The 25,417-nt window shown below is 37.7% G+C and carries 20 protein-coding genes, 12 tRNA genes, 1 rRNA gene and 2 pseudogenes; 6 read left to right on the plus strand and 29 right to left on the minus strand.

Annotation, left to right across the window (positions count from 1 at the left end; all coding sequences use genetic code 11):
* Positions 1–26: 26 nt before the first annotated feature.
* Together ACYTR8_RS02020 and ACYTR8_RS02025 are read right to left on the minus strand one after the other, a co-directional pair.
* Entirely contained in the window at positions 27–3,107 is a 3,081-nt protein-coding gene (locus ACYTR8_RS02020; protein WP_479641588.1) for a serum opacification factor, read from the minus strand.
* A gap of 278 nt (positions 3,108–3,385) precedes the next feature.
* Positions 3,386–3,767 (minus strand): annotated as a pseudogene (locus tag ACYTR8_RS02025) (ArpU family phage packaging/lysis transcriptional regulator).
* Between the two features lie 220 nt (positions 3,768–3,987).
* Between ACYTR8_RS02025 and ACYTR8_RS02030 the strand changes: the two are divergent.
* Both ACYTR8_RS02030 and ACYTR8_RS02035 read left to right on the plus strand, forming a co-directional pair.
* The gene (locus ACYTR8_RS02030) at positions 3,988–4,506 is read left to right on the plus strand and encodes a hypothetical protein (RefSeq protein WP_479641589.1); all 519 of its coding nucleotides are present in this window, start codon (positions 3,988–3,990) and stop codon (positions 4,504–4,506) included.
* Between the two features lie 76 nt (positions 4,507–4,582).
* Positions 4,583–4,930 carry a hypothetical protein gene (locus ACYTR8_RS02035; protein WP_479641590.1) on the plus strand — a complete coding sequence of 116 codons (348 nt, stop codon included), beginning with the start codon at positions 4,583–4,585 and terminating at the stop codon, positions 4,928–4,930.
* Between the two features lie 40 nt (positions 4,931–4,970).
* On the opposite strand, the pseudogene ACYTR8_RS02040 reads toward ACYTR8_RS02035, so the two are convergent.
* Positions 4,971–5,135 (minus strand): annotated as a pseudogene (locus ACYTR8_RS02040) (ArpU family phage packaging/lysis transcriptional regulator); the annotation flags it as partial.
* 42 nt (positions 5,136–5,177) lie between these two features.
* On the opposite strand from ACYTR8_RS02040, the gene ACYTR8_RS02045 reads away from it, so the two are divergent.
* The 3 genes from ACYTR8_RS02045 to ACYTR8_RS02055 all read left to right on the plus strand — a co-directional run bounded on the left by ACYTR8_RS02045 (position 5,178) and on the right by ACYTR8_RS02055 (position 8,396).
* Positions 5,178–5,975, plus strand: a complete 798-nt coding sequence (locus ACYTR8_RS02045) for a KilA-N domain-containing protein (protein WP_479641591.1) — start codon at positions 5,178–5,180, stop codon at positions 5,973–5,975.
* Positions 5,976–6,374: 399 nt separating this feature from the next.
* Complete coding sequence (locus tag ACYTR8_RS02050) at positions 6,375–6,536, plus strand: hypothetical protein (protein WP_164714879.1); 162 nt, start codon at positions 6,375–6,377, stop codon at positions 6,534–6,536.
* Positions 6,537–7,250: 714 nt separating this feature from the next.
* Positions 7,251–8,396, plus strand: a complete 1,146-nt coding sequence (locus tag ACYTR8_RS02055; RefSeq protein WP_479641592.1) for a tyrosine-type recombinase/integrase — start codon at positions 7,251–7,253, stop codon at positions 8,394–8,396.
* Between the two features lie 160 nt (positions 8,397–8,556).
* Here the strand turns inward: ACYTR8_RS02055 and ACYTR8_RS02060 are convergent, their stop codons facing one another.
* The 4 genes from ACYTR8_RS02060 to ispE form a co-directional block, all read right to left on the minus strand.
* A complete protein-coding gene (locus tag ACYTR8_RS02060; protein ID WP_003055293.1) occupies positions 8,557–9,369 on the minus strand; it encodes a metal ABC transporter permease in 813 nt (270 codons plus the stop codon).
* Positions 9,362–10,081: a metal ABC transporter ATP-binding protein gene (locus tag ACYTR8_RS02065; RefSeq protein ID WP_111714744.1), complete on the minus strand. Its 720-nt coding sequence runs from the start codon at positions 10,079–10,081 to the stop codon at positions 9,362–9,364. The genes ACYTR8_RS02060 and ACYTR8_RS02065 overlap by 8 nt, the downstream gene beginning before the upstream one ends.
* Positions 10,082–10,084: 3 nt before the next feature.
* Positions 10,085–10,528, minus strand: a complete 444-nt coding sequence (locus tag ACYTR8_RS02070; RefSeq protein ID WP_479641593.1) for a zinc-dependent MarR family transcriptional regulator — start codon at positions 10,526–10,528, stop codon at positions 10,085–10,087.
* A gap of 68 nt (positions 10,529–10,596) precedes the next feature.
* Positions 10,597–11,448 (minus strand): 4-(cytidine 5'-diphospho)-2-C-methyl-D-erythritol kinase, encoded by an 852-nt coding sequence (gene ispE / locus ACYTR8_RS02075; RefSeq protein ID WP_065355136.1) that lies wholly within the window; start codon positions 11,446–11,448, stop codon positions 10,597–10,599.
* Between the two features lie 256 nt (positions 11,449–11,704).
* Here ispE and ACYTR8_RS02080 point away from each other — a divergent pair, with 256 nt between their 5' ends.
* Positions 11,705–12,685, plus strand: coding sequence for a polyprenyl synthetase family protein (locus tag ACYTR8_RS02080; RefSeq protein WP_129555178.1), 981 nt, complete (start codon positions 11,705–11,707; stop codon positions 12,683–12,685).
* 65 nt (positions 12,686–12,750) lie between these two features.
* On the opposite strand, the gene cydC is transcribed toward ACYTR8_RS02080, so the two are convergent.
* The 22 genes from cydC to rrf all read right to left on the minus strand — a co-directional run bounded on the left by cydC (position 12,751) and on the right by rrf (position 25,406).
* A complete protein-coding gene (gene cydC / locus ACYTR8_RS02085) occupies positions 12,751–14,499 on the minus strand; it encodes a thiol reductant ABC exporter subunit CydC (protein WP_479641594.1) in 1,749 nt (582 codons plus the stop codon).
* Positions 14,496–16,211 (minus strand): thiol reductant ABC exporter subunit CydD, encoded by a 1,716-nt coding sequence (cydD, locus tag ACYTR8_RS02090; protein ID WP_479641595.1) that lies wholly within the window; start codon positions 16,209–16,211, stop codon positions 14,496–14,498. The genes cydC and cydD overlap by 4 nt, the downstream gene beginning before the upstream one ends.
* Complete coding sequence (cydB, locus tag ACYTR8_RS02095; RefSeq protein ID WP_111714733.1) at positions 16,211–17,230, minus strand: cytochrome d ubiquinol oxidase subunit II; 1,020 nt, start codon at positions 17,228–17,230, stop codon at positions 16,211–16,213. The genes cydD and cydB overlap by 1 nt, the downstream gene beginning before the upstream one ends.
* Positions 17,231–18,658, minus strand: coding sequence for a cytochrome ubiquinol oxidase subunit I (locus ACYTR8_RS02100; RefSeq protein ID WP_479641596.1), 1,428 nt, complete (start codon positions 18,656–18,658; stop codon positions 17,231–17,233).
* Between the two features lie 109 nt (positions 18,659–18,767).
* Complete coding sequence (locus ACYTR8_RS02105; RefSeq protein WP_269759962.1) at positions 18,768–19,976, minus strand: NAD(P)/FAD-dependent oxidoreductase; 1,209 nt, start codon at positions 19,974–19,976, stop codon at positions 18,768–18,770.
* Positions 19,977–19,990: 14 nt separating this feature from the next.
* Positions 19,991–20,890 (minus strand): prenyltransferase, encoded by a 900-nt coding sequence (locus tag ACYTR8_RS02110; RefSeq protein ID WP_111714726.1) that lies wholly within the window; start codon positions 20,888–20,890, stop codon positions 19,991–19,993.
* Between the two features lie 134 nt (positions 20,891–21,024).
* Positions 21,025–21,561, minus strand: coding sequence for an NUDIX hydrolase (locus tag ACYTR8_RS02115; RefSeq protein WP_443597147.1), 537 nt, complete (start codon positions 21,559–21,561; stop codon positions 21,025–21,027).
* A gap of 507 nt (positions 21,562–22,068) precedes the next feature.
* On the minus strand, positions 22,069–23,655 hold the full coding sequence (locus tag ACYTR8_RS02120) for an ATP-binding cassette domain-containing protein (RefSeq protein WP_479641597.1): 1,587 nt from the start codon (positions 23,653–23,655) through the stop codon (positions 22,069–22,071).
* Positions 23,656–23,675: 20 nt separating this feature from the next.
* The gene (locus ACYTR8_RS02125; protein WP_479641598.1) at positions 23,676–24,077 is read right to left on the minus strand and encodes a hypothetical protein; all 402 of its coding nucleotides are present in this window, start codon (positions 24,075–24,077) and stop codon (positions 23,676–23,678) included.
* A gap of 143 nt (positions 24,078–24,220) precedes the next feature.
* A tRNA-Leu gene (locus ACYTR8_RS02130) sits at positions 24,221–24,304 on the minus strand.
* 19 nt (positions 24,305–24,323) lie between these two features.
* Positions 24,324–24,395: transfer RNA gene (locus ACYTR8_RS02135), tRNA-Gln, on the minus strand.
* 8 nt (positions 24,396–24,403) lie between these two features.
* A tRNA-His gene (locus ACYTR8_RS02140) sits at positions 24,404–24,476 on the minus strand.
* A 10-nt stretch (positions 24,477–24,486) separates the two neighbouring features.
* Positions 24,487–24,557: transfer RNA gene (locus tag ACYTR8_RS02145), tRNA-Trp, on the minus strand.
* 6 nt (positions 24,558–24,563) lie between these two features.
* Positions 24,564–24,644, minus strand: a tRNA-Tyr gene (locus tag ACYTR8_RS02150).
* 19 nt (positions 24,645–24,663) lie between these two features.
* Positions 24,664–24,736 (minus strand) — tRNA-Phe (locus tag ACYTR8_RS02155).
* Positions 24,737–24,753: 17 nt separating this feature from the next.
* Positions 24,754–24,827 (minus strand) — tRNA-Met (locus ACYTR8_RS02160).
* 9 nt (positions 24,828–24,836) lie between these two features.
* A tRNA-Ser gene (locus ACYTR8_RS02165) sits at positions 24,837–24,926 on the minus strand.
* Between the two features lie 10 nt (positions 24,927–24,936).
* A tRNA-Glu gene (locus tag ACYTR8_RS02170) sits at positions 24,937–25,008 on the minus strand.
* 16 nt (positions 25,009–25,024) lie between these two features.
* Positions 25,025–25,098 (minus strand) — tRNA-Ile (locus ACYTR8_RS02175).
* Positions 25,099–25,125: 27 nt separating this feature from the next.
* Positions 25,126–25,196 (minus strand) — tRNA-Gly (locus ACYTR8_RS02180).
* A 5-nt stretch (positions 25,197–25,201) separates the two neighbouring features.
* A tRNA-Val gene (locus tag ACYTR8_RS02185) sits at positions 25,202–25,274 on the minus strand.
* Positions 25,275–25,290: 16 nt separating this feature from the next.
* A 5S ribosomal RNA gene (gene rrf / locus ACYTR8_RS02190) occupies positions 25,291–25,406 on the minus strand.
* Positions 25,407–25,417 lie beyond the last annotated feature (11 nt).

Here is a 25,417-nt window from a genome sequence, read left to right on the forward strand (position 1 = left end):
TTATGCTGTTTTATGAAATTTAGTGATTAATCAATCTGATTTTTACGATTTTTTTTACTAAGAAGCCCTGCTGCTCCAATAACAGTTAACGCTGCGATAGTAAAGAATGCTTCTGACTTATCTTTATCTCCAGTTTGAGGTAAGTTATTATCTACTCTAGCAATAGGAGTTTGAGAGATAGCTTTATTAATTGTTGGGATAGGCTCTTCGTTATCAAAGTGGAATTGTAGCTTAGGACGTGTGTCTTCTTCAACAACAGTCCCCTCATTGAATCCAGACATGCCAGGAGCTGTATCTTCTGATAATTCGACTGGGTCACTTTGACCGCCGATAATAACTTCAGGTTGTTTCGTATCCTCAGTGATAGTAATATCGCCAGAACGACCAGATACATTAGGTAGCGTGTCTTCTGTTATTTCAATCGGATCACTTTGCCCACCGATTGAAATTGTATCAGATTCTGGTTTGGTATCTTCAATAATTTCTTGACTCTCATTAGTTGAGTTTTGACCAGATTCAGTATATTGATTATGTGTAATGCTGTCTTCTGTGAAGTCAATCACATTGCCACCAATAATAGTATCTATTTTCTCTGGTTTTGTATCTTCGATAATTGTTATATCTTCAGAGTGACCAGACATACCAGGTTGAGTATCTTCGGTGATTTCCACAATAGGGTCTGTATTCTCTTGGGTTGAGATAGCACCACTTGCAGCGCCCATTTCTATACCTGAGCCTGTATCTTCTTCAATATCAATTATTTCACTAGAACCATAGCTCGTCTCTGCTTCATCATATTTTGGCATATCTGGGAATAATGGTTGTGAAGGCAATACTGGATCTACAAGGCGTTTCTCAGGAGCCTTTGGTATCTCAATAGTTCCGTCAACATCTGGTACAGGAACCATTACTTTACTATATGTTAATTTTACATCCTCAAGTTTCTGACCATTCGCTGATTTACTATTAATTTTATAAGAAATCTTATTAGAAATAATTTTTTCGGTCAATGAATCATTATTTTCTGTTGATGTTGAACGCTTATTTCTGCGCTTATCAAGAGAGGCTTGAAGTTTGTCATTATTAACATCAAGTTTATAGCTTAAAATTAGAGGTGTTCTGGACTCGAAAGCTTTTTTTAGTTCATCTTTAGAAATTTTCCAAGCGAGACTTTCTTTAGTTGATAGCCATCCTTCTTTTGCTTTAGTGTGACTAACACTCTCGCTTTTATTTTCTGACGAAGTTTTCCAAGACTTCTCTACGACGTTAACTTTATCTTCAAATTTTTCGGTTACTATAACTTCTGATAAGATATCTTTAAATTTATCTTTATCATCAACATCTTTTAAGAAGTTTTTACCTTCTGACATTTCTTTTAGATACTGGTCAAACTTCTTATTGCGTTCTTCAATTGTTTTCTTCGCTTTTTCGTCTTTTTCTATTAAATATTTGGAGTAGGTTGGATAATCGGGGGTAAAAACAGCTTTTTTTGCAAATTTACTAGGATTTGTAACATCAAATGAATAGAAAACAATTCCTTCGTCTTGAGCCATTTTAGCTTCAGCTTGGGCTGAGAGATTGTGATTATAGTAAATATCTTCACGTTTATAGAAGATAGATTCGATAGCTTTCATAAGTGATGATTTCAAGACTTTTGTATAAGTTTCAGACAATGAAAGTTTATCTAGAGCCCATCCAAGCCAGTTATTTTTATCTGGTTTGACAGCCGACTCTAACTGACTTCCCAAAATCGATTTGAGTGGCATGTCAGATGTTTTTCGTTCATCAAAACTATAATTATGATACCCCTCTCCTACACGTTTTTTATAATTAAAATCTTTTTCTGAAGAACTCTCTGATTTGTATTCTTTGAGTGTTAAATACTCAGTAGGAGATATTCCTATCCAGTTTAGAACACCGTTCACTTTGCTAGCTGTTTTTATTGCTGTTTTGACTGAACTAAGCTTATTACCTAATCCTAAAGTTTCAGCCCATTCAACAATTTTATTAACATCGTCAATCATATTAGAATTACTATTTGTATATTCAAATATTGGAAGCCAAGATAGTGTGGCATTAGAAGATGTAATTTGTCCTTTTACTGGGGATGTTTTCTTTTTAGCTTCATCGCCTAAGGCGTAACTAAAAGTAGCTTCTCCTTGAGAAAAAAGAACAATATGCTGACGTTTGCCAGAATTTTTCTCTTTCTCATTGTTAAAGATTTCTCTAGCTTTATGAATCGCTCCTTGTAAATCTACTCCCCAACCATTATAATCATCAATTGCTTTTTTACGAACTTCCTGGAGCTTGGCGTCGACTTTACTTTCTTCCCATCCAGATAAATCGATAGAATTTCCTATTTTTCTATAAAAGTCAATTAAGCGAACAGAGTTACGACTATTATAACTAGGAGATTCGTTAGTACTCTTGGAAGTCAATGTAGTCACTAACTTTTTGATATTTTCTTTGGCAGTATCGAAGTCTTCATCAGTCATCTTTTTAGAAGTATCTAGAAGAACAATAACCTCTGCTCCTTTGTCAATCTCTTTAGGTTTGACTGTTAAAGTAACATCCATTGTTCCATCTTGATTGACTTTTACATCTCGACTAATATCAAAAATATCACGCTGATTGTCATCTCGGTTTTTAATAAGCGGATTGCCTGTTTCACCATCTTTAACAGTAAGACTGGAGATTTCTTTATCCACCTCAAATTTTTCCACTTCCATAAGCTGTGGTTGTTCAGACACTGAATCTGTCGAACGTTTGCTTCGTGATTTTAGCTGTAGGGATGCACCTTCTTCTTGGCTATCAGCTGTTGCTTCGGAGATTTGTTCTTCACTTTCAGTCTCCACAGTGATACTAGTAGTCTCAGGTTGGTTAGCTGTAGGAGTCTGCGGTTCTTCTGTTTTTGAAGTTGTAACAGATTCGGAAGTATCTACTTCCTCACTAGGTACCTCTACCGCTACAGGCGAAGCGGTAACTTCAGCAGCAGTTGGTTGAGAAGCCTCGTTTGCCATAACAGTTGTTGCGGTGAACATTGTCCCAACGGAAACAAGACCGACAGATAATTTCCGTAGTTTATACTTACAATTAGACATTTCCATGTTTTCCTTATTTATTATTTTTATACTTTATTATTTTACTAACTAAACAAACTTTAGTTAAGACCACTTTTTGGCGGGATGCTTTTTTTCTGAACTCTTTTAGGGCATCTATTACAAAGGTGATTTTCTTGTATTTTTCTGAAAAAACAAGAAAACAAGTTATATCAACATTAAATTAGAGATGATTCTATTTTTGTTAATTTTTTTCATTTACACTCTAATCGAACGGCTCAAAAATAAAAATACTTTTAGATTTTTGGCTTTTTTAGTATAAATTCCTAATTTAAAATGTGTTCCTGAACATCCCTACCTCTATAGAGTTCTGTAAACTCAAGCAAGGCTCTTTTCTTGGCTCATAATACCAACTTTGACTTCTTCTAAGTTCTTCCATAATCTCTTGGTTAGAGAGTTTCTCACTAATCTATAATACTCAATCAATATCTTTCTATACTCTATCTTAGATAGTTGATTAATGGCATGCTTAATCGCGTATAGCTCCTCTAGAGCGCATTCTCGGCTTATTTCAAGGTGTTTTCTGTGCGTGGGATGGTATTCTATATCAAACTGGTAACGCTCGTTATAGCTTAAATCAAGGCTATTGGCGATACGTTGCCATCTATGAAACTCTTTTAGTTTACGAATAGCGTTCTTATGGTTCATCTAATACCTCTAACTTATTCAAATCATGCGATAATACTAGTAGTTTTCAAAATATATATAGAGTAGGAACGTTTAATATAAATGCTTTTTATCTAATCATAAATTTTAAAAAATGAGTTTTTTGTGAACTTTAAATTACAATAAGACTCAGGTATAATTAAAATCGTTTTGAGATTGGTTTAGACCGCTTGAACAATATTCAATAAAAAAGGAGTATATTATGTCACTCAAAAAGAAATCTGTTTTAGGCTTGAGCTACCTCACGGTGGCTTTATTAGGAGCAAGTGTGCTAATGACTAACCCTGTAAGTGCGGATGTTTCTGATGTTACAACAGGTTTAATTGAAGTAGGAGAAGTTAATGAACAGGGTTTAGAGGTTAGGTTAGAACCAAAAGAATTAAGTGACTTTGAAAAAGCTTGGGCGTCTGGATGGGAAGATGGATATCAACAAGGTCTTAAATCGGATGCTAGCGGACCAGAAATCGAAATCCATGATATTCCTTATTCTGAATATCATGACGGAGAATATTCAAGCGATTATAACGATGGTTACCGGGTTGGCTTTGCTACTGCATGGACTAAAAGTCGTGAGGAACCTCAAACACAAGACGATCAAACAGTTGAAGCTACAAACGAACAAGACCTCTCCAAAGATGGGGCAGTCATTACAACTGGTAATGGTTTTGGTATTATGTCTACTATCGCTTCAATTATCGAATGGTTCTATAGCTGGTTTTAATATGTGGAATTCAAGATAGAATCTTAACCAGATTTAAAACCGAGGAACATATGTCTTGTAAATAAGAAAGGTTTTTATGAAAAAAACACTATTACTGAGTGTTGCTGGTTTGATGCTAGCTAGTACCGCTGCTTTATCAACTCATTCCGTAAGTGCGTATGAACGCTATCCTTATACAAATTACTATAAAAATGATAGTCGTTATCTGAGACAAGGTGGAAGGGAAGCTCTTAGAGAAGCTAAATATGCGGCAGAGTTACAAATCAGAAACTTATTAAATCAGTATCATGTTGACGAGGAAGAATATAATGACTATTTTAACAGTTACTATAGACAAGCTAGACAGTCTTGGGATGTAGAACAGGTTAATAGTGTCATTAATAACTTAGAAAAAAATTTACAGACACGTCAAGACGATAACTAATCTATATGTAAAAGAAGCGAAATTTTTCTCGCTTCTTTTTTTACTTTAGCACTCCACCCCTGTAATTCTCCGAAAACTCGAGCAAAGCTCGTTTCTTAGTCTCATAATACCAGCTTTGACTTCTGTTAAGTTCTGCTATAATCTCCTGTTGAGTTTTTTTCTCACCGATTAACTAACACTCAATCAGTATCTTTCTATACTGGATGTCTACTTTTATAGTATACATCCAAATAGTGAAGACCCTAGAATGGTAGTCACTAACTGGCTTAGTTCTTACGCTACGATTGACTTTTTGGCAGCGTGGGAGGTACTAAATAATCCCACTTCTAAACGATTGGAATTCCAATCGTTTAGAAGTGAGCCTGGTCGACTAATTATTACTCCAAAACAATGGATTGAACGAATGAATGTTGTCGGTATCACCTCACGTTCAGGACGTGGTGGGGGCACTTATGCTCATTCCGATATTGCTTTTGAGTTTGCTTCGTGGATTTCCCCAGAGTTTAAACTCTACATCATACAAGACTACCAAAGACTAAAGCAAGAGGAAGCTTATAAGAATCAAATTGAGTCGAGAGTCAATCGCTACCTATCTAAACTCAATTACGGTTTTCAAACTGATGCTGTTAAAGAACACATTGTTCCAACCATCACACCAGCCCAACAACGTTACGCTTATGCCAATGAAGCAGACCTTGTGAATGTCGCTGTCTTCGGGATGACTGCCAAGCAATTTCAAAAACAATTTCCAAATAAAGAAGGGACTCTAAGAAATAACGCTAGTATTGAAGAACTACTGGTTATCAATAACACCCAATTACTCAATTCTGAAATGATAAAATCTGGGATTGATAGCCCAACTCGACTAAAAGAACTAAACCGAATAGCTAAAGAACAATATCAAACGCTTGTTAACAATAATCAAAAAGCTCTTCAAGAATTGAAAAAATTAGATAACAAATCAAAAAGCCCCGCGATCAACTTTGGTCGGCGCGACTTCAGGATTATCGGAGAAGTTATTGGGAGTTTTACATCTAAATCATGACTATCTGATACCCACGCGCCGAATTCCACTATTTTCCACTAATTTTGTTCACTTTCCCTTTAAGAACTCGCATTTTGCTCTTTAAGACAGCCGAAAAGTCCGATTTTCTGAATACTATACGTTAAAAATGCCAACTGATTTTAGAAACTGTCACAACGAAAAAGTAAATTAATAAACGACCGATATATCAAGTTTTTTCAAGTTCTTTAAGTGAATTTACCGAGCGTTTTAGAACTATTGAAATAGGTTGACGTATTATGTCAGTACGTGCCAACATTTTCCAGCATTCCGAAATGCGACCATGTGTTCGTGTTTGGGAGTAGTAACCTTCTATTCTCGAAGTTCGCTCGGAGTTCAGCGTTATGCGCGTGGTTGTATTTCAATAAAAGGAGATTTTCTATGAGTATAAACAAAAAGCAAGTATTTTTGACACTGTGTGGTATTTCTATTTCAGTGACAGGTATTGATATGCTTCTATCTGGTGAGTATCTAAGAGGAGTTATCAAGTTGATTTTAGCTTTTGGAATTTTTGTCATATTTAGCAAAGATAGAGATGGATAGCCCATAGTTTCTATTTTAAGGTCGAAAATACCCACTATAATGTGTTGAAACAGACATGAAATACTCTAGCAGGGTAAAACTATATCCCGCTGTTTTAAATCTAAAAATGAGCTACTAGAGCAGGAAAAACGACCTATAACTAAAAACTATTATCTTATCTGTCAAGTGGTTGCATAATAAAGTGTATAAAATTATTTTTATTCATTTAGATAATGCTAAGGCGCTCTGAGAGTACCAAAGACTATACTTTCTAACTATACCCTTTGACTTCTTTATCAAACAAAGCTATAATGGACATAGAAAAAGGTAGCACCGTTTAAGACGGCAGCCGTACCGTATTTGTTTATATTTTCTATAAACCGTCCACGATTGGCTAAAGTGTGGGACGGTTTTTCTATTTGTTCTTGTTATTCATGATAGCTACTATCAGAGTACCAAAGGCAATCATTTTCAAGAGCTCGAATCCATGTAAACCTTGACCTAGTTTTTAGACATGCAAAACTTCTTCTGAAACTCTCTATACCTTACAAAACCAAACAAAAAAGACCCCGCAAGTTTTCCACGCTCGCAAGGTCTTAAAAAGCCTAATATTATACCATGATTTTCTTTTATAATATTTCGGATATTTACCCGATACCATTATTATACCATGATATGAACTAATCTAAAACTCTTTTGATAATAGCTTGTCTGCTGATGGAAAGGTTTATGATCATGAAAATAACAGAACATAAGAAGAAAAACGGTACAATCGTTTATCGTGCTAGTATTTATCTAGGCATTGACCAAATGACAGGTAAGAGGGTAAAAACAAGCATCACAGGAAGAACACAAACAGAGGTCAAGCAAAAAGCCAAGCACGCGCAGTTTGACTTCCTGTCTAATGGTTCTACAATACATAAAGAAGCACAGATTAGGAATTATCAAGAGTTGGCAGAACTATGGCTAAACAGTTCTCAGCTCACCGTTAAGCCACAGACTTATGAAAGCACTAAATTGCTGCTTAAAAATCATATTTTGCCCGTTTTCGGTAATATGAAGTTAGAAAGAATAACTCCTAGCTTTGTTCAACAATTTGCCAATAAACTAGCACACACCTTAGTAAATTTTAAGGTTGCTTGCTCTATTAACCGCAGAATTCTCCAATATGCGGTACTATTGCAACTTATTCCCTATAATCCAGCTAGGGTAATCATTATCCCTAAAAAGCAAAAGAAATCAGTCGATAGGGTAAAATTTATTAATCCTCAAAATCTAAAATCATTGCTCAACTATATGGAAACATTAGCACCAACCAAATATCAATATTATTATGATAACGTCCTTTATCGCTTTTTGTTAGCCACTGGTTGCCGTTTTGGTGAAGCGGTAGCTCTCGAATGGTCTGATATTGATTTAGAAGCTGGTACCGTTAGTATCTCAAAGACGTATAACCGACAAATCAATCAAATCAGCACACCCAAGACAAAATCCGGTAAGCGTATCATTAGCATTGATAACAAACTGGTTCTACTGTTAAAACAATATAGGAATAGGCAAAGATTAATTTTTTTAGAAATCGGTGCGCGTGCTCCTAAAGTTATTTTTGCTAGTCCAACCCTAACATACGCGAGTAGTGACGTTAGATCAAAAGCATTAGCACACCGTTGCAAAGAAGTAGACATCCCTCGCTTCACCTTTCACGCTTTTAGACACACTCACGCTAGTTTATTGCTGAACGCTGGTATTAGTTATAAGGAACTTCAACACCGATTAGGTCACTCCAATATCAAAATGACCTTAGACACGTACGGACATATCTCAAAAGAAAAAGAAAAGGAAGCTGTTTCCTATTTTGAGAAAGCTATAAATAACCTGTAAGTCCACAAAAACTAAATTAAGAAGGCGATAACCCGCATAAACACTTATTTTATAAGGGTTTGTAACAACAGTAAGTAAAGTTACGCTGTCTTAACTTACTAAACAGCAATAACTAAAGAGCTCAGAACAGTCGTTCTAAGCTCTTATTTTTTATAGTTTTTTATAGTTTTTTACGAATCAACGCCAAAAGGTTCACCACAAGGAAGATACTAATGAAAATCATCGTAATAGTTGCACTGGCTGGGGTTTCCCAATAGTAGGAAAGGAAAATGCCACAAAGCATCCCAACAAAACCGATAGCAATACCAATAAAGATAACAGATTTGAAATTTTTACCCAATCTCATGGCAATACTTGCTGGCAAAACCATAATCGTTGAAACTAAGAGTGCTCCTGCTGCCGGAATAGTCAGGGCAATGGCTACCCCTGTCACAATATTAAACAGAACAGACATCAAGCGAACAGGCAGACCATCTACAAAAGCAGTATCCTCATCAAAGGTCAAAATATACATTGGACGAATGAAAAGAATGGTCAAAACCAAAATAATCACCGCGATAGCAAATAAGGCAATAACTTGCTCCATACTAATTGTGATAATAGACCCAAAAAGATACTGTTCCAAACTCATGTTGGAAGAACTGTTAGACTTACTCATGATAATCAAGGACAAAGCCAAACCAAGGGACATCAAAATAGCCGTCGAAATTTCCATATAGTGCTTGTAAACAACACGCAGGTATTCTAGTAAAATCGCAGCCAAAACTACCACGATAATAGTGGTGATAGTTGGTGAAATTCCAAGAACCACCCCAAAAGCTACCCCAGCTAGAGAAACGTGACTAAGGGTATCACTCATCAAACTCTGACGACGCAAAATGAGAAAAATCCCTAAAATTGGAGCAAAAATACTAATCGCCACAACAGCCATTACCGCCCGTTGCATAAAGTCATAGGACAAAATATCAAGCATGCGCATGACCTCCTTTATCATCGTCCGCTTCAACATCATGAATGTTGAAACAACGCCAAGGAAGCTTTTGATTCCTAATCAAATGAATATTGCGATCAGCATAGGCCTTTACTTCTTCGGGATCATGAGTAATCATCAATACCGATTTGCCATGTTTATGCGCACTGTGGTGCATCAATTCATAGAAAGTATCAGTTGTCCCACTGTCCATTCCTGTCGTTGGCTCATCTAGCACAAAAATATCAGGGTCAGAAGCAAACATACGAGCAATAACCACACGTTGTTTTTGACCACCTGATAAACTACCAATTCTCTTATGGCGACTTTCCCACATGCCAACAGCTTCAAGACTTGCCTGAACATGTTCCTCGTCATGTTTGTTTAAGTGTCTAAACCAACCACTGCGTGGGTAGCGACCTGACTTGACAAACTCATAAACTGTAGAGGGAAAACCAGCATTAAAACTAGCCACTTGTTGTGGCAAATAAGCAATTCTTAATTTTTTACCATCTTTATTTTTCTTGGCAATGGTAACTTGACCAACTTTTGGCTTGAGAATGCCTAAGGTCGCCTTAATCAAGGTTGACTTTGCGGCACCATTTTCGCCAGTCATGGTGACAAATTCTCCACTATCTAAATGGTAAGTGATGCCTTCTAAAACTGGCTCACTCTCATATTGAAAGGAGAGATTTTCCACTGATATGTATCTCATGGACTACCCTTCTAATTCCTCCGCGAAAACTGTTAAAAACTTGTCAACCACCTCTTGTTCTTCTGCGGAGAATTTCTTCAACAAGCGGCTGTAAACATTTAAGGTTTCGTCATGATGGTGGGTATGTTCTTTAGCAATCGGTTTAGCTAATTCTGTTAGTTCAAAATAAGTCACCCTAGCATCGACAGTATCTTTAATCCCTGCTAACATGTCTTGTTTCACCAAACTTTTAATAGCTTTGGTAACCGCTGCCTGACTGATATTTAGTTTTCTAGCCAAGTCTGTATTGGTCAGACGCTCTTGCGATAACAACATTAGAATATGTTCTTGTGTATTGGTAAGCTTGACATCGCTTTGACAAGCCCCAAACAATAATTCATGCTGATTTTCAGCCTTCATCAAAATCGCATTTACTAAACTATCCAGTTTTTTTTCTAAAGTCCCCATAACTACTCTCTTTCATTAACCAGTTAATTATAACATAAAGCCCCCAAAGAAGCAAACCCAGCACGGATTTACAGGGTTCTCACCTTATAAACTTCCTTACAAAACCCTTTTAAACTATTGACCACTCGGTTAGCCTGCTTTTCTGTTTGACACAGGGCAAAAACCGTAGGTCCACTGCCTGTCATCAAGGCAATGTCAGCACCAGATTGCATCATTTTGTCCTTTATTTTTTGGATAAAGGGACGCTTGGCAATGGAAATATCTTCCAGAGAATTGCCCATTTCAGCCAATATCCCATTATAGTCACCCGCTTCAATCGCAGCAACCAAGTTAGCAATAGACACTCTTGAAATGGTGTCACAATTAATATCCGGAAATACTGTACGTGTCGAAATGCCAAATTCTGGTTTTACCAAAACCACCCAAGACGATAACTGACCAGCAAGTTGGCTGACCACTTCCCCTTTACCTGTCACTTGGGCACATCCTGCAACTAAACAATAAGGGACATCACTACCAATCTGCATCCCTATTTCAATCATATCTTTCTGACTGAGGGCTAAGTGCCATAATTGATTCAAGGCTCTGATGGTTGCTGCTGCATCACTCGATCCGCCACCCATGCCAGCACAAACTGGAATGCGTTTTTCTAAAAAAAGTGACACTCCTGTTTTAATCTGAAAGCGGTCTTTCATTAACTGAGCAGCCTTATAGACATCATTGTTGTGATTAGTAGGCATTTTAGGACAATTGGATGAAAAAACAATCCTGTCCTCGTCCAAATGATCAACAGTCACATAGTCGCATAAGTCAATACTAACCATAACCATGGACAAATCATGATACCCATCTGAGCGTTTCCCCTGAATATCCAGCCCTAAATTGATTTTTGCAGGAGCTCTCTCAATGATTGTCACCATAATACTCCTTACTCTATTGTCGTTACACTAACAAATATACACAAACCTCGAGAAAAATTCAAATAAATGTATTCTTTCTAAAGCAAGCCTCCTCTCGTATTTTGAAATGATCTCATCTATCCATTCGTAAAATCGCTTCTAAAAAATAGACTTCTCTTAATCCCCTTTAAAAAGCAGAAGATTTCTTAATTCTAATCCTAGTAATAGTGCCTTAAATACGGTAAAATAAAGAAATAAAGTAACCAAGGAGTACACTATGTCTTCGTTTTGGAGCAAAAACCCTCGTATGCAGGCCAAAATTAACCAAATCTGTGCCTTAATTGACAAACGAGTTGCAGTTAGAAACCCCGCTATCGAAACTGCTATTGTTGACCTCAGCACCGCAGGGGGAAAATACCTCCGTCCTGCTTTCTTCTATCTTTTCTCAGAATTTGGACAAGAAGAATCTGTGGATGAAGACAAACTGCTCAAAATTGCTACTTCACTTGAAATTCTACACATGGCAACCCTCATCCACGATGATATTATCGATGATTCGCCTCTCAGACGAGGGCAAGAAACCATTCAAAGTCAATTTGGGAAAGATGTCGCTGTTTATACTGGAGACTTACTATTCACTGTCTTTTTTGAGTTAATTTTAGAAAGCATGGCAGATACTCCTTATATGACGGTAAACGCCAAAACCATGAAGAAAATTTTAATGGGTGAGCTTAACCAAATGCATCTACAATTTAATCAAGAACAAACCATCCGTAGCTATCTCCATTCTATTTCTGGTAAAACAGCAGAGCTTTTTAGACTAGCAAGTAAAGAAGGAGCGTATTTTGGAGGAGCAGATGGCAAAATTGTCGCTTTAGCTGGCAGAATCGGCTTTAATATAGGTATGGCCTTTCAGATTTTAGACGATATTTTAGACTATACCGCAGATCAGAACACCTTTAACAAACCTGTCTTGGAAGACCTAACAACAGGTGTTTATAGTTTGCCTCTCCTTTTTGCGCTACAAAAAGAACCAACAAGTTTCAAACCTCTCCTTGACAAAGGCAGAGCAATAACCCTAGCAGAGCGACAGTTAGTCTCCCAAAAAGTTATAGACCTTGGTGGTATTGAAGCTTCTCGGCAACTCGCAAGACGCTTTACCGAAAAAGCTATCATTGACATCAAACAATTACCAAAAATCAAAGCTCAAAAGCAACTGCTGCAATTAACAGATCACCTGCTTAAACGTCATATCTAAGTTTTAAAACCCAAAGAAGCCTGAAACAGCACAACACGCTGTCTCAGGCTTCTTTTTTTATTGTATTACCACTTGCCATCATCAATGGCTTTCAGGCGACGATACCTGTCACTGGTAGCATAGAGTTGCTTTGGAGTTCCTACCATTTCAAGTTTACCACCTTCTAAGAAAATCACACGATCAGCATGTTCAATCCCTTTCAAATGATGGGTAATCCAAATTAAGGTCTTGCCTTCCAAAGCTTCCATAAAGGTGGCTAACAAGTTTTTTTCCGTAATGGGATCTAGCCCAACAGTTGGTTCATCCAATATAACAATTGGGCTTTCTTGCAGTAAAATACGAGCCAAAGCCAAGCGGTGTCTTTCCCCGCCTGAAAAACGCAAGCCTGCTTCATCAACCATAGTGTTCAAGCCATCTGGTAACTGCTCTACCATTTTACGCAGGCCAACACGGTCTAAAACCTCCCAAACCTGAGATAAGCTGGCATCTTCATTTCCCAAACGCAAGTTATTAAGCAGTGTTGTGTTGAAGAGATAAGGAGCCTGTTGGATAACACCAATATATTCAGCAACCTGATCACCTAATTGGGTCACAGGAACACCTCCTAACAAGATTTGGCCTTCTTCAGCAAGCAAATCACCACGTAAAAGGGTCGCTAAAGTGCTTTTCCCAGAGCCGCTACGACCTAGAACAGCTAATTTCTCACCAGTCTTAATGTCCAGACTAAAGTGATCCAAGACTTTTTTCTCCTCTGACCCATAACGAAATGTCAGATTCTCAATATGAAAATCAAGAGGTACCCGAGGTGATAAAGCTTGTATTTCGCTTTCTTTCGGGTGAGGTAGGTCATTGAGACGACTAATTGAGTCAGCGTAGACATTGGTCTCTTGACTTGCTACCGATAAACCAGCAAAGGCATCCACCAAAGGAAAGACAGATAAGATAAACGCCGCAATCCAATTGGCTTGGCCTCCATGATCTCCAGAAAAGGTCATTGAGGTCCAAATAATGGTTAAGACCACTAGAAGTCCAAATACCAATTCAAACAACAAATTTCGTACATGATGAAAATGACGCATTTGTTGCTGCACGGCTTGTAAGTCTGCTTGAGAAGCCTCATGCAACTGCACATAATCCTCTCCCCGTTGGCTAAAAATCCAATCAGAAATCCCCATGACATTATCAGTTAGGTCTGTATACAGTGCATTCTTCAAAGCCTTTTCCCGCTTTTGCCTAGCTCCATTAACCACCACAGACCACAAAGGAAATAGCACTAAAATAATTAAAAAATAGAGCGCCATCATAATGGCAAAGAAAGGAGAGAAAAATCCAAGTCCAATAATAATAGCAAAATAGAGCAACCAAGCAATAATGGTTGGAAAAATCGTTCGTAAGTAGAGGTTCTGAAGGTGATTAATGTCTTCAGCCAGTAACCCCATCACATCTCCCAAGCGATAATCACGCTTCATAAAAACAGCATCCTGTTCAATAGCTTCATAAAGCTTTAAACGAAGATTAGAGGTCATTTTTAACACCCAGTTATGGCTTGTCAAACGTTCCAAATACCTGAAGACAGGACGTCCTATTCCAAAGGCACGGGTCAAAACAATGGGAATGTAAACCAACAAAATATTAGTCGGCAAAGAAGCCGATTTGCTAATTAAAAAGCCAGAGTTAAACATCAAAGCCGCAGCTGAAAAGAAAGTGCAAAATCCTAAAAACAGGGCTAAAACCAGTGGGATTCGGTATTGTTTCAAATAGGGTTTTACCCAGTCATCATGTTTCAGGGCATCTCGTAAGGGAATTTTCATCACACATCACCTCCCATAGCTGCTGTCAACTGATACAATTTGCCTTTTTGAGCAATAAGGCTATTATAATCTCCCATTTCAACCAAGCGACCGTCTTCAAGCACTAAAATCACATCCATCTGATTAAGCCAGTGCAACCGATGTGTTGCAAAAAAGACTAAACGATTTTCCATTAAAGGAATCATTTTTTCTTTCAGTTCTAGTTCTGTCTCAATATCAAGGTGGGCAGTTGGTTCATCAAAAATCATAACGCGACGATTCTTATCTAAAAAAGCACGCGCTAGGGCAATCCGTTGTGCCTGACCACCACTTAGGGGCCTTGCCCCATTTCCGATGCGTGTATCCAAACTGTCTGGCAATGCTGTTACCAATTCTTCCAAACCAACCACGCGAATGGCTTCCCAAACTTCCTGATCACTGGCATCTGGTGTGTAAAAGGTTATGTTGTTCCTCAAACTGGTTTCAAAAACATATGGATTTTGAGGAATATACAATAGCTGCTGACGCCAAGCCTCCTGATCTAGGTTATCAAGCACTTGATCTCCCAAGCGAATTTGACCAGCACTCGTTTCTAAAAAACCACTCAAGAGATTAATCAGACTCGTTTTTCCTGAACCACTCATCCCAATAATGCCAACCTTTTGAAAACCACTGACAGCAAAATAAGTTTCTTCAAGTAAACCTTTATCCCCATACTGAATGGCAATATTATCTAAGACCAACTGACTGTCGGCACTCCATCTTGGAAGCTCTAGTTGCGCCTTACGATGACTTGGACGATTAAGAATCTTCTGAATAGCCTGAAAAGCATTTTTACCATCCAAAGTCGCATGGTAGTCACTAGAAAAATCACGCACTGGTAAAAAATATTCTGGTGACAAAATCAGCACCCTCAAGGCTGGAAAGAGTAAGATTTCTCCTTTAATCAAACGAAGTCCCAAAAGGACAGCAACAATGGCAATCGACAAGGTTGAGAAAAAATCCAAGGCAAAAGTAGATAAAATCCCAATCCGTAAACTACTCATGGTTGCCTTACGAAAAGCTTCACTGCTACGATAAATGTTTTTGCCATAACGCTTGCTAATACCAAAAAATGTTAAGGTATCAATGCCTCGCAACGAATCCAAAAAATGATTAGACAAACGTTGATAAGAAGCATACTGGCGATCAGCCTTTGCCTGCGCTGCAAATCCTAAAATAACCATAAAAATAATGATCAAAGGAAAGACTAGCAACAAGACCAAGCCAGATTCCCAATCTAAATAAAACACAACTGCCAAAATAAACCAAGGAATGATACTCATGTTGATCATCTTACTCAAAATTAGATGGAGGTAGTTTTCGACTAACCCAATACCATCAAGTGCCATGGTAATCACATTTCCAGTACCCTCTTCCTGAACAATTCGAGGACCAAGCTCAAATAATTTCCCGAGCAACTGTTTCCTTAACTGACTAGATTCTCGTCTGGCAAAATGGTCCAAACGATTATCTTTAATATAAGTAATGACGTGCCTTCCCATATACGATAATAAGAATAGACACACTGCAGGCCATTGAACTGACAAAGTATCCCCCTGCCACAAACCCGTAATGGTACGACTTAAAAAATAAGCTTGTCCGATAATAAAGATTGCCTGAAGAACATCCAGCCCCACAAGCAATCCCATAATCTTATGAATACCTGACAAGCGCATCACCGCTTTATCTAGCATTATTTGTCTCCTGTCACAATCACTGGAAGGCTAATACGTTTTCTAAAAATGTAGTAAGCCCAAACAGTATAGGCCAAAACAAATGGCACTAAGCTAATCGCCACAATAGACATGATTTTTAGAGTATAAGGTGACGATGACGCATTTTGAATCAACAAATCGTATTTTGAACTAATGGAGCTAATCATTACCCGTGGGAAAAGTCCTTGGAATAAGAGCGCGACCAAAGCAACAAAGGTCAGCCCACTTGCTATAAAAGCAGACATTTCATGTTGTTTAAAGACACTAGCATGCGCAAAAAGGGACAAAGCCACAATCACGACCAATAAAACTAGTGTTCCTAAAGCATGTTGGCTAAAGAAATCTGTTTTGAGGAACAAAAGAAGGGCAAAAACAAGCAAGCCAAGATACAAGACCCAGTATAAAAAAGCTGCATAATTACGAGCCCGATCCCTAACAGGACCAGTCGTTTTTAAGCTGATGTAATTCAAACCATGCAAGTAAGATAAGAGTAACACAGCCACCCCACCAACAAGGGAAAAGAGATTAATATAATCCCCAAAGTGAGCCATCATATTTCCTTTAGCATCAAGAGGTACACCCTGAATCAAACTAATAAACATAACCCCAAAGAAGAAGGGAACAAGGGCTGAACCAATGGTTAAGGTCCAATTCCAAATGTTTTTTTGCTCCGCTGGAACCTTGTGTCTAAATTCAAAGGAAACTCCGCGAATAATCAAACCACACAAAATAGTTAGTAGAATCAGGTAATAGCCACTAAATAATGAGGCATACCAATAAGGGAATGAGGCAAACATAGCACCACCTGCCGTTAACAACCAGACTTCATTACCATCCCATACAGGGCCGATAGTTTCAACAATCTGATCTTTTTCATGCTCATTATGGGCTAAGGTTTGCACAGCCATCCCAACGCCAAAGTCAAAACCTTCTAAGAAGAAAAATCCTGCAAACAAGAGGCCGATAAGAAAGAACCAAAAGAATTGTAACGCCGTCATTTAATATGCCCCCTTCTCAAATGGAACAATAGAAGATTGACTGGCTATGGATAAGTGCGCCTCTTCGTGTTCAGGACCTTTATGCAATTCTCGAATCACTAAACTTACCATCATCGCACCAAGTCCACTAAATAAGACAAAATAAACACTATTTGATATTAAGAGTGATGCCACAGAAACATTAGGTGACACACTATCTTTAATCGTAAACAAGCCATAAACAGTCCAAGGATAACGCCCTTGCTCAGTAATAATCCAACCAAGTGTATTAGCAATAAATGGCGCAAATGTCGTCAGTGCCATAATGCGTAACAGCCACTTGTGCTGATAAAGCACTGGCTTTTTCTTTCGTGTCAAGAATAAACCAAGTACAGATACTCCAAGCATCAACATCCCAAAACCAGCCATCAATCGGAAGCTGTAAAACAGGAGATTAACCATAGGGAAATAGTTCCGTTCCCCGTACTTCTTAACCAAGTCCTTATTAGCGGTATTCATTCCAGGAACTGCACCTGATGGCTTGCCATAAGATAAAATACTTAGCATGTAAGGCACTTTAATGCCAAACACTTGCTTTTTATCGGCTTCATTAGCCCAGGCAACCACTGTCCAAGCAGCCGGATCACCTGAATCTTCATAATCCCCTTCCATAGCAGCAAATTTCATGGGTTGCTCATGGAGTAAAGCTTTCATTTGCAAGTCCCCTGCCCCCATAACTGCCAAAGAGCCAAAAAGGGAAATAACTAGCCCAATACGAATAGATTTTTTGTAAAGAGAAACTGTTGTTTCTTTTAGCGTCTCTTTTTTCAATAATTTGAAAGCCGACATCCCTGCAACCAAGATACCACCCATGGTAATAGCACCAGTAATCACATGGCTGTACTCATAGAAAAACTGGGGATTGGTAATCAACGCAAAGAAGTCTGTCATTTGAGCACGACCATTTTCAATGGTATAACCAACAGGATGTTGCATAAAGCTATTAGCAATCAAAATCCACATCGCAGACATCAAAGAGCCAAAAACAACCAACCAGATAAAACTCAAATGGACTTTCTTACTGACTTTCTGATTATCCCAAGTAAACATCCATAACCCTAAGAAGGTTGATTCCATAAAGAAAGCCAATAACGCTTCGACTGCAAGGGGAGCACCAAAAATATCTCCCACAAAACGTGAGTAGTCTGACCAGTTCATTCCAAACTGAAATTCCTGAATAATCCCCGTTACAACTCCAACTGCAAAACTCAAGAGCATCATGTTACCCCAAAATTTTGTCAACTTTTTGTAGTCTTCATTTTTAGTGACCACATAACACGTTTCTAAAATAGCAACAATTAAACACATTCCAATAGAAAAAGGAACAAAGAAAAAGTGAAAAATAGTTGTCATTGCAAATTGAAAACGTGCCAACGCCTCAATAGTCATAAATTTCCTCCAGTTTCAAATCGGCTTAGACCGACACAACCTATTAATAATTTGTTACCTACATTGCTACCCCATATGGATATTGCTAGCCGCAGAGCAGACTATCTTATTAATGATACAAGTCAAAACGACCCTTCGCCAATAGCTCCTTTAAGCCTCCAATATCTAAAAGGGATTTGTTCATAATACTCTTTTTGATAACAGAAGCAGGATAAGACTTAACTGGCAATTTACCGACCAAACCAAAGGCACGTGTATTCCCTACCGATGCTACTGTTCCCAAAGGTTGATAGCTAAAGTCTTCTGTCGCTTCCCCTCTTAATTGGTGAAGCACATTTTTGGCTGCATGTGTTCCCATGCGTGTTGCAATTTGTGCAGTTGTTGGGAACGGACGATTACAAGACGTGTCCATAAAGGCTGATACATCTCCAATCACATAAACATTATCATGTTCAGGATCACGCAAATCATTTCCCACAACCACACGACCGCGACGCTGGTTAAACCCTGACTGCCCCATTACTGGACTACCACTCACACCTGTGGTCCAAACAATTGTCCCGGCAGCAAGAGACTGTAAAGCCATATCTTCAGAATCAACCGCATATAAGACATGACCGGGTTGAATTTCTTTAATCGTGCAGCCAAGCATCAACTTCACACCGAGTTTCTTTAATAAATTAACACCATGCTGAGCAAGAGCGTCATCAAACATTGGTAGAATACGATTAGCTGCTTCCACACAAATAATCTCAATCTGCTCAGGAGCAACACCAGCAAGTTTTGCATAGCATTGGCGTTCATCCACAAAGGCACCTGCCAATTCAATTCCTGTAAACCCAGCTCCGCAAATCAACAGACGAAGAGATGTCTCATCTTTAGTCTCACGGTAACTAGCCATCGTTTTTAAAATATGCTCATGAACAGCTTCAGCCGTCTCAATATTAACCATCTGAAGCGCATTTTCTTGTGCCCCAGGAATACCAAACGTTTCTGATGTAAAGCCCAATGACACAATCAAATAGTCATAAGTCAAGGTTCCATTTTCCTTCATAGTTACCGTCTGAGCCTCACGATTAACTTGAACCACTTCATCTTGTAAAAAAGTCACCTTATCAGGATTAATAACATCCAAAATCGGATAAGAAATTTTCTCCTTTGAATGGGATCCTGCTGCCACCTCATGAAGTTCTGTCGCCTCATAATGATAACTATTACGATCAATCAAGGTAATATGGAAATCATCTTTTTGTTTTTGTAATTGTCGTACTGCTTTTAAGCCAGCATAGCCTGCGCCTAAAACTAAGACTTCTTGCATTGTTACATGTCTCCTCATAAAATAATACCGATAACGTAAGTCAAGGCTTGTAAAGTAGAACCCAAAGCCAAAATACGAATCGCACAGCTAAATGTCTCTTTTTTAATTTGTTTCAACCACAATAGCTTGGTCTGTTTATAGATAAAAGGAATCAATAACAAGGTCAATAAAATAGTAGCTGGAGCAAGTCCAAAAAGAAATTCTAACACAATCGCACAAAGAGCCAAAATATTGCTTAGAGAAAATAATATTAAGCCCCCTCTAGTTCCCGTATAGTGGACTAAAGTAAAGCGATGATTACGTTCATCCTCTTCCTTATCACAGAGGTTATTAGCCAACATCAAGTTTGCAATCCATAAAGTATTAGGAAGAGAAATCAAAAAAATACTAGCTAAGCGCTGCCAATCCCAACTAAATTGTTGATAAGTGTTCAAATAAACACAGATTAAGGTAATCATGAAGCCCATAGTAAAGCCTGAAAAAACCTCACCTAAAGGTAAACTAGACAGGGGTCTTGGCCCTGCAGAATACAAAATACCTACAGCATAGCAAAAACCACCCATCAGTAGCAAAGGCCATCCCACCAACCAAGCTAGTGCAAAACCAATCACAACAGAAACCACAAACAAAACAAGCATCAGCCTCCTGACAATCGTCAAAGAAAGCTTCTCCCTACCAATAATATTGGTGTCCCGTTGATAATGACTATCATGTGCATGCAAGTAATCATTATAATTATCCCAAATATCCACAAACATGTTGAATAATAGCATGGAAATAAAAAACAAGAACACCAACCAAGGATGAATAGTTCCGTAATAGTAGTAACTAAAACAAAGACCAATAAGGAAAGGAAGAATACTAGCCGTTTTTGCTTTGATTTCAACTAATTCCAAGAAAACAGGAATCGTCATGAGAACCCCCTATGTCACACAAAATCTCTAACATTACTATTATAGAGAAAAAGAAAGCAATTACAAATAAATTGAATTAAATTATTTCACAATAATAGAAAAATAATAAAATATTTAATTAAAGATGGAAAGGATCATTTCCTTTGAGACTGATGGGCCCCATACTGACCAACCATATCAAAACACAAATCTATCTTGCTTTTCAGGTAAGGGATAAATGAGCCTTCATCAATCATACGTAAAATTTCGTGACGATTAGCCCAACGAACTGCCTGAACTTCTTCTTCCTGAAGAACCAAACTCTCCAAATCACCAAGATAAGGAACAGTCACTAAAAACGTATCATCAAATCCTTCGCCAAAATTAATAGTGAAATGAGGTCTCACTCCAGTCAAGTCTAAAGAAAGTCCCAATTCTTCCTTAAGCTCTCGCATAGCTGCTTGTTGTGCTGTCTCACCCGCAAGCGCACTCCCACCAACAGTTACATCCCAAAGTCCTGGCCATCCAGCTTTATCTGCTTGGCGTTGCTGAATCAGCATCTCACCCCCATCGTTGAACAAACAAATATGCACCACCAAATGATAGTCCCCTTGCTTAAACAAAGAACCAGGCTCCATCACCCGGCCCGTCTTCACCCGATTAGCAGTATAAATATCCCAAAATTCACTCATCATAAGCCTCCACAAAACTCACAAAATATCCTAAACAAATTAACAACTAGTTTCCCAATCCAAATAGAGATAACAACACACAGCAGTAGCAACCCCAAAAATACTTATGCATAGCTATCATACCACAAAGCTAAATCATTAAACAGACCCTATCAGTAGGATAAGGCATAATATATAAGTGAGAGTTGAGACAAAACAAAAAACAAGGTCATTAAACCTTGTCTTTTCAAGTATACCGGCGGCCGGGGTCGAACCGGCACGTCCGTGAGGACACTGGATTTTGAGTGCTACCAAACACTTTTTAAAAATAGCAAACATTGATATAACAACGTTTGAGTTTTGAAAATTAATCTAATAGCTAGACGGTTTTAAGATTTTAGTGATTTTGGAGTAACTATAAATTAATTTAATTATAAGAGAAACTATATCTACTTAATAGCGAATTCAATATCATGATAATAATGTTAATTCTGAATTTTCTCAACTACTGCATCTATTAGCTAATTTCTATAAACTTAAAATATCTTTTGTTTTAAATGTAATCAAGTGATTGAACTGCATCTCTACATCTCTATCAACAGTATGACTTATATATATAATCGTTTTATCTAACTTTAATAAAGCAGTTTCTAGTTTATTTGCTGTTTGCCGATCTAACCCTGAAGTTAATTCATCTAAAAACAATATTGGTTTATTTGCTAAAAGTACACGTGCAAGAGCAACTCTTTTTACTTCTCCACCAGAGATCTTTAATCCTTTATCACCCAAGAAATTAGAAAGTGAAGCTGAATTAGCCCATTTACCTAGCTCAACAAAATGAAGGACTTCGAATAATTCTTGTTCAGTATAGTGATTTGAGAATAATGTTAAATTTTCTCTTAAAGAGGCTGAAAAAATATGTGGATTTTGTGAAACATATCCTATTTGTTTAAAAATACTATTTTCATCAATATTCTTAATATTTTTCCCATTCAAAAGTAGCTCCCCATTATAAGATGTATATTCTTTAAACAGAGATCTCAGAAAAGTAGTTTTACCAATCCCACTAGCTCCTTTCAAAAGATATTTTTCGTTCTTATGGATAGTAAAGTTTAATGGCTCAATCTCTCTATTGTCAGAAGAAATAAATGAATAATTCTTTATTTCTATATCCTCTATAGTTTCAATCATATCAGCTTCCAAGAAAGTATTTGGTGAAATATTCAACATTTCGTTAATTGAAAGTAAAATTTTCTTACCACTTATATACTGAGTGATTAAATCTGACGAGCTATAAACAGGAAAAGATATTCTGATTAATAACTGAGAAAAACCTACCATACTTGCTAGATTTAATTGACCTACAATGATAAAATAAATTCCTACAAGCCAACTTCCAAAAAAAAGTAAATTAGAGAAAAAATGATTAAGTGATATCACAAAATATTGAAATCGTTCCACAAATACTTGTTTTAGAAATAAATTTTGTGTGCTGCAACTAAAAACCTTCTTAATTGATTCGTTATTACTATAAATCTTCCATTCAATTATACCATCTATCAAATCTTTAACATCACTTGTATAATCATTAACAGCATCAATTAGTATTTTTTGCCGTTTTTCTAATTTCTTCTTAAAGAAAATTGCTATTAAAAGGTTAGGTAAACTCAACAAGAGTGCTGCAATAGCAATTGTTGGATTGACATAAAATGCAACAATAACTGATAATATAAACTGACAAAACAGATAACCTCCCCAAAAAATTACATAAAAATAATTCTGAGATATCAAATCTGTTTGATTAGTAAGACTTGCTAAAAACATACCTTTAGAATCAGTAGATAACTGCTCCAACGGACGCTCACTAAGCTTTTCAAAAATATCTTTTCTATATAGTGCTATAGCTTTATTACTTAATTTTTGTGTTAAAAATTGCTGATAGAAATAAACAATGGCTTGACTAACAATAAACACAATAACTATTAACGTTATCAAAAAAAATGTATCATAAGATTTTGACTTAGCTACTTTAATGATTATTTCTAATATAAAAGCCTCTGAGATCATTAACAATGATAATATTATTGTCTGAAATATGTATTTTATAATATCCAATTTTAGTTTTTTCCAGATTATCACGGTCTTACCGTCCCTTCTAAATAGCAATTGAAATTATAATTTTTTACCATTATTTCTAACTTATCCTTCAGTAATTTATCTGTCAATGAATTAGTTAAGAGACTTGCCAACTTTTTATTTGTATCAGTATTACAAAGTATAATTGCTCTAATTTTTTCTTCCCTAGTTAATTGTTCAAATTTCAAATTTTTCAAAAAACGTAAATCTGAATATCCTGACTGAAATATTTCTAATGATTTAGTCATTTTAGTACAACTCTCACACATTTCAAACCAAGATAACCATAAATCAACATCTGTCAACGAAACATATCTACTTAACCAATCCATTGAAAATTTAAAACCAGAATCTTTAATACTTGATACAGTATGAATATGAAAATCAATCTTTTTTACCATAAAATGTCTCCTTATGTATATATACAAATTATAACACCATAAATACAAAAAAAATCATATTAAGTAATTTTTAGTAACTCTATCACAAAATAAAATACATGAAACAAAAAAGACAAGGTCTAAAAACCTTGTCTTTGTAAGTATACCGGCGGCCGGGGTCGAACCGGCACGTCCGTGAGGACACTGGATTTTGAGTCCAGCGCGTCTGCCAATTCCGCCACGCCGGCTTTAAATATAATATTTAAACTGGGGTAGCTGGATTCGAACCAACGCATGAGGGAGTCAAAGTCCCTTGCCTTACCGCTTGGCTATACCCCAATAAAATAGGCGAGTGATGGGAATCGAACCCACGAATGTCAGAGCCACAATCTGATGTGTTAACCACTTCACCACACCCGCCATATTCTAACACGGGCAGTAGGAATCGAACCCACACTGAAGGTTTTGGAGACCTTAGTTCTACCTTTAAACTATGCCCGTTTAGGATGGAAAGAGAGGGATTCGAACCCCCGAACCCGAAGGAGCGGATTTACAGTCCGCCGCGTTTAGCCTCTTCGCTATCTTTCCGTAAAATATTAAATTTTAATGGCGCGAGACGGAATCGAACCGCCGACACATGGAGCTTCAATCCATTGCTCTACCAACTGAGCTACCGAGCCAACTACATTTATATGTATTGCGGGAGCAGGATTTGAACCTACGACCTTCGGGTTATGAGCCCGACGAGCTACCTAACTGCTCCATCCCGCGATAGTTATAAGGAGGATGTGGGATTCGAACCCACGCACGCTTTTACACGCCTGACGGTTTTCAAGACCGTTCCCTTCAGCCGGACTTGGGTAATCCTCCAAATATAATATAGTCCGTACGGGATTCGAACCCGTGTTACCGCCGTGAAAAGGCGGTGTCTTAACCCCTTGACCAACGGACCATAATAATATAGATAATGGGCACGAGTGGACTCGAACCACCGACCTCACGCTTATCAGGCGTGCGCTCTAACCACCTGAGCTACGCGCCCAAGCCAATAGCTTGGGAAAAACTATAAAGCGGGTGACGAGAATCGAACTCGCGACAACAGCTTGGAAGGCTGTAGTTTTACCACTAAACTACACCCGCTAAAATGGGAGTTAACGGGATCGAACCGCTGACCCTCTGCTTGTAAGGCAGATGCTCTCCCAGCTGAGCTAAACTCCCATTGAGTGGCCTCTAAGCTAAGCGACTACCGTATCTAACAGGGGGCAACCCCCAACTACTTCAGGCGTTCTAGGGCTTAACTACTGTGTTCGGCATGGGTACAGGTGTATCTCCTAGGCTATCGTCACTTAACTTTTGAACCT

It is taken from the genome of Streptococcus sp. F2 (genome assembly GCF_056500955.1).

Bases quoted from the DNA above. Each gene is read 5' to 3' on its own strand.
- ACYTR8_RS02100 (WP_479641596.1), bottom strand. From the start codon at position 18,658: ATGACTATTGAGGCGTTGGCACGTTTTCAATTTGCAATGACAACTATT.
- ACYTR8_RS02045 (WP_479641591.1), top strand. From the start codon at position 5,178: ATGGTAGTCACTAACTGGCTTAGTTCTTACGCTACGATTGACTTTTTG.
- ACYTR8_RS02125 (WP_479641598.1), bottom strand. From the start codon at position 24,077: ATGGTAAAAAAGATTGATTTTCATATTCATACTGTATCAAGTATTAAA.
- cydB (WP_111714733.1), bottom strand. From the start codon at position 17,230: ATGACGGCGTTACAATTCTTTTGGTTCTTTCTTATCGGCCTCTTGTTT.
- ispE (WP_065355136.1), bottom strand. From the start codon at position 11,448: ATGGTGACAATCATTGAGAGAGCTCCTGCAAAAATCAATTTAGGGCTG.
- ACYTR8_RS02065 (WP_111714744.1), bottom strand. From the start codon at position 10,081: ATGAGATACATATCAGTGGAAAATCTCTCCTTTCAATATGAGAGTGAG.
- ACYTR8_RS02055 (WP_479641592.1), top strand. From the start codon at position 7,251: ATGAAAATAACAGAACATAAGAAGAAAAACGGTACAATCGTTTATCGT.
- ACYTR8_RS02080 (WP_129555178.1), top strand. From the start codon at position 11,705: ATGTCTTCGTTTTGGAGCAAAAACCCTCGTATGCAGGCCAAAATTAAC.
- ACYTR8_RS02060 (WP_003055293.1), bottom strand. From the start codon at position 9,369: ATGCTTGATATTTTGTCCTATGACTTTATGCAACGGGCGGTAATGGCT.
- ACYTR8_RS02030 (WP_479641589.1), top strand. From the start codon at position 3,988: ATGTCACTCAAAAAGAAATCTGTTTTAGGCTTGAGCTACCTCACGGTG.
- ACYTR8_RS02035 (WP_479641590.1), top strand. From the start codon at position 4,583: ATGAAAAAAACACTATTACTGAGTGTTGCTGGTTTGATGCTAGCTAGT.
- ACYTR8_RS02070 (WP_479641593.1), bottom strand. From the start codon at position 10,528: ATGGGGACTTTAGAAAAAAAACTGGATAGTTTAGTAAATGCGATTTTG.
- ACYTR8_RS02020 (WP_479641588.1), bottom strand. From the start codon at position 3,107: ATGGAAATGTCTAATTGTAAGTATAAACTACGGAAATTATCTGTCGGT.
- ACYTR8_RS02115 (WP_443597147.1), bottom strand. From the start codon at position 21,561: ATGAGTGAATTTTGGGATATTTATACTGCTAATCGGGTGAAGACGGGC.
- ACYTR8_RS02105 (WP_269759962.1), bottom strand. From the start codon at position 19,976: ATGCAAGAAGTCTTAGTTTTAGGCGCAGGCTATGCTGGCTTAAAAGCA.
- ACYTR8_RS02050 (WP_164714879.1), top strand. From the start codon at position 6,375: ATGAGTATAAACAAAAAGCAAGTATTTTTGACACTGTGTGGTATTTCT.
- ACYTR8_RS02110 (WP_111714726.1), bottom strand. From the start codon at position 20,890: ATGACGATTCCTGTTTTCTTGGAATTAGTTGAAATCAAAGCAAAAACG.
- cydD (WP_479641595.1), bottom strand. From the start codon at position 16,211: ATGCTAGATAAAGCGGTGATGCGCTTGTCAGGTATTCATAAGATTATG.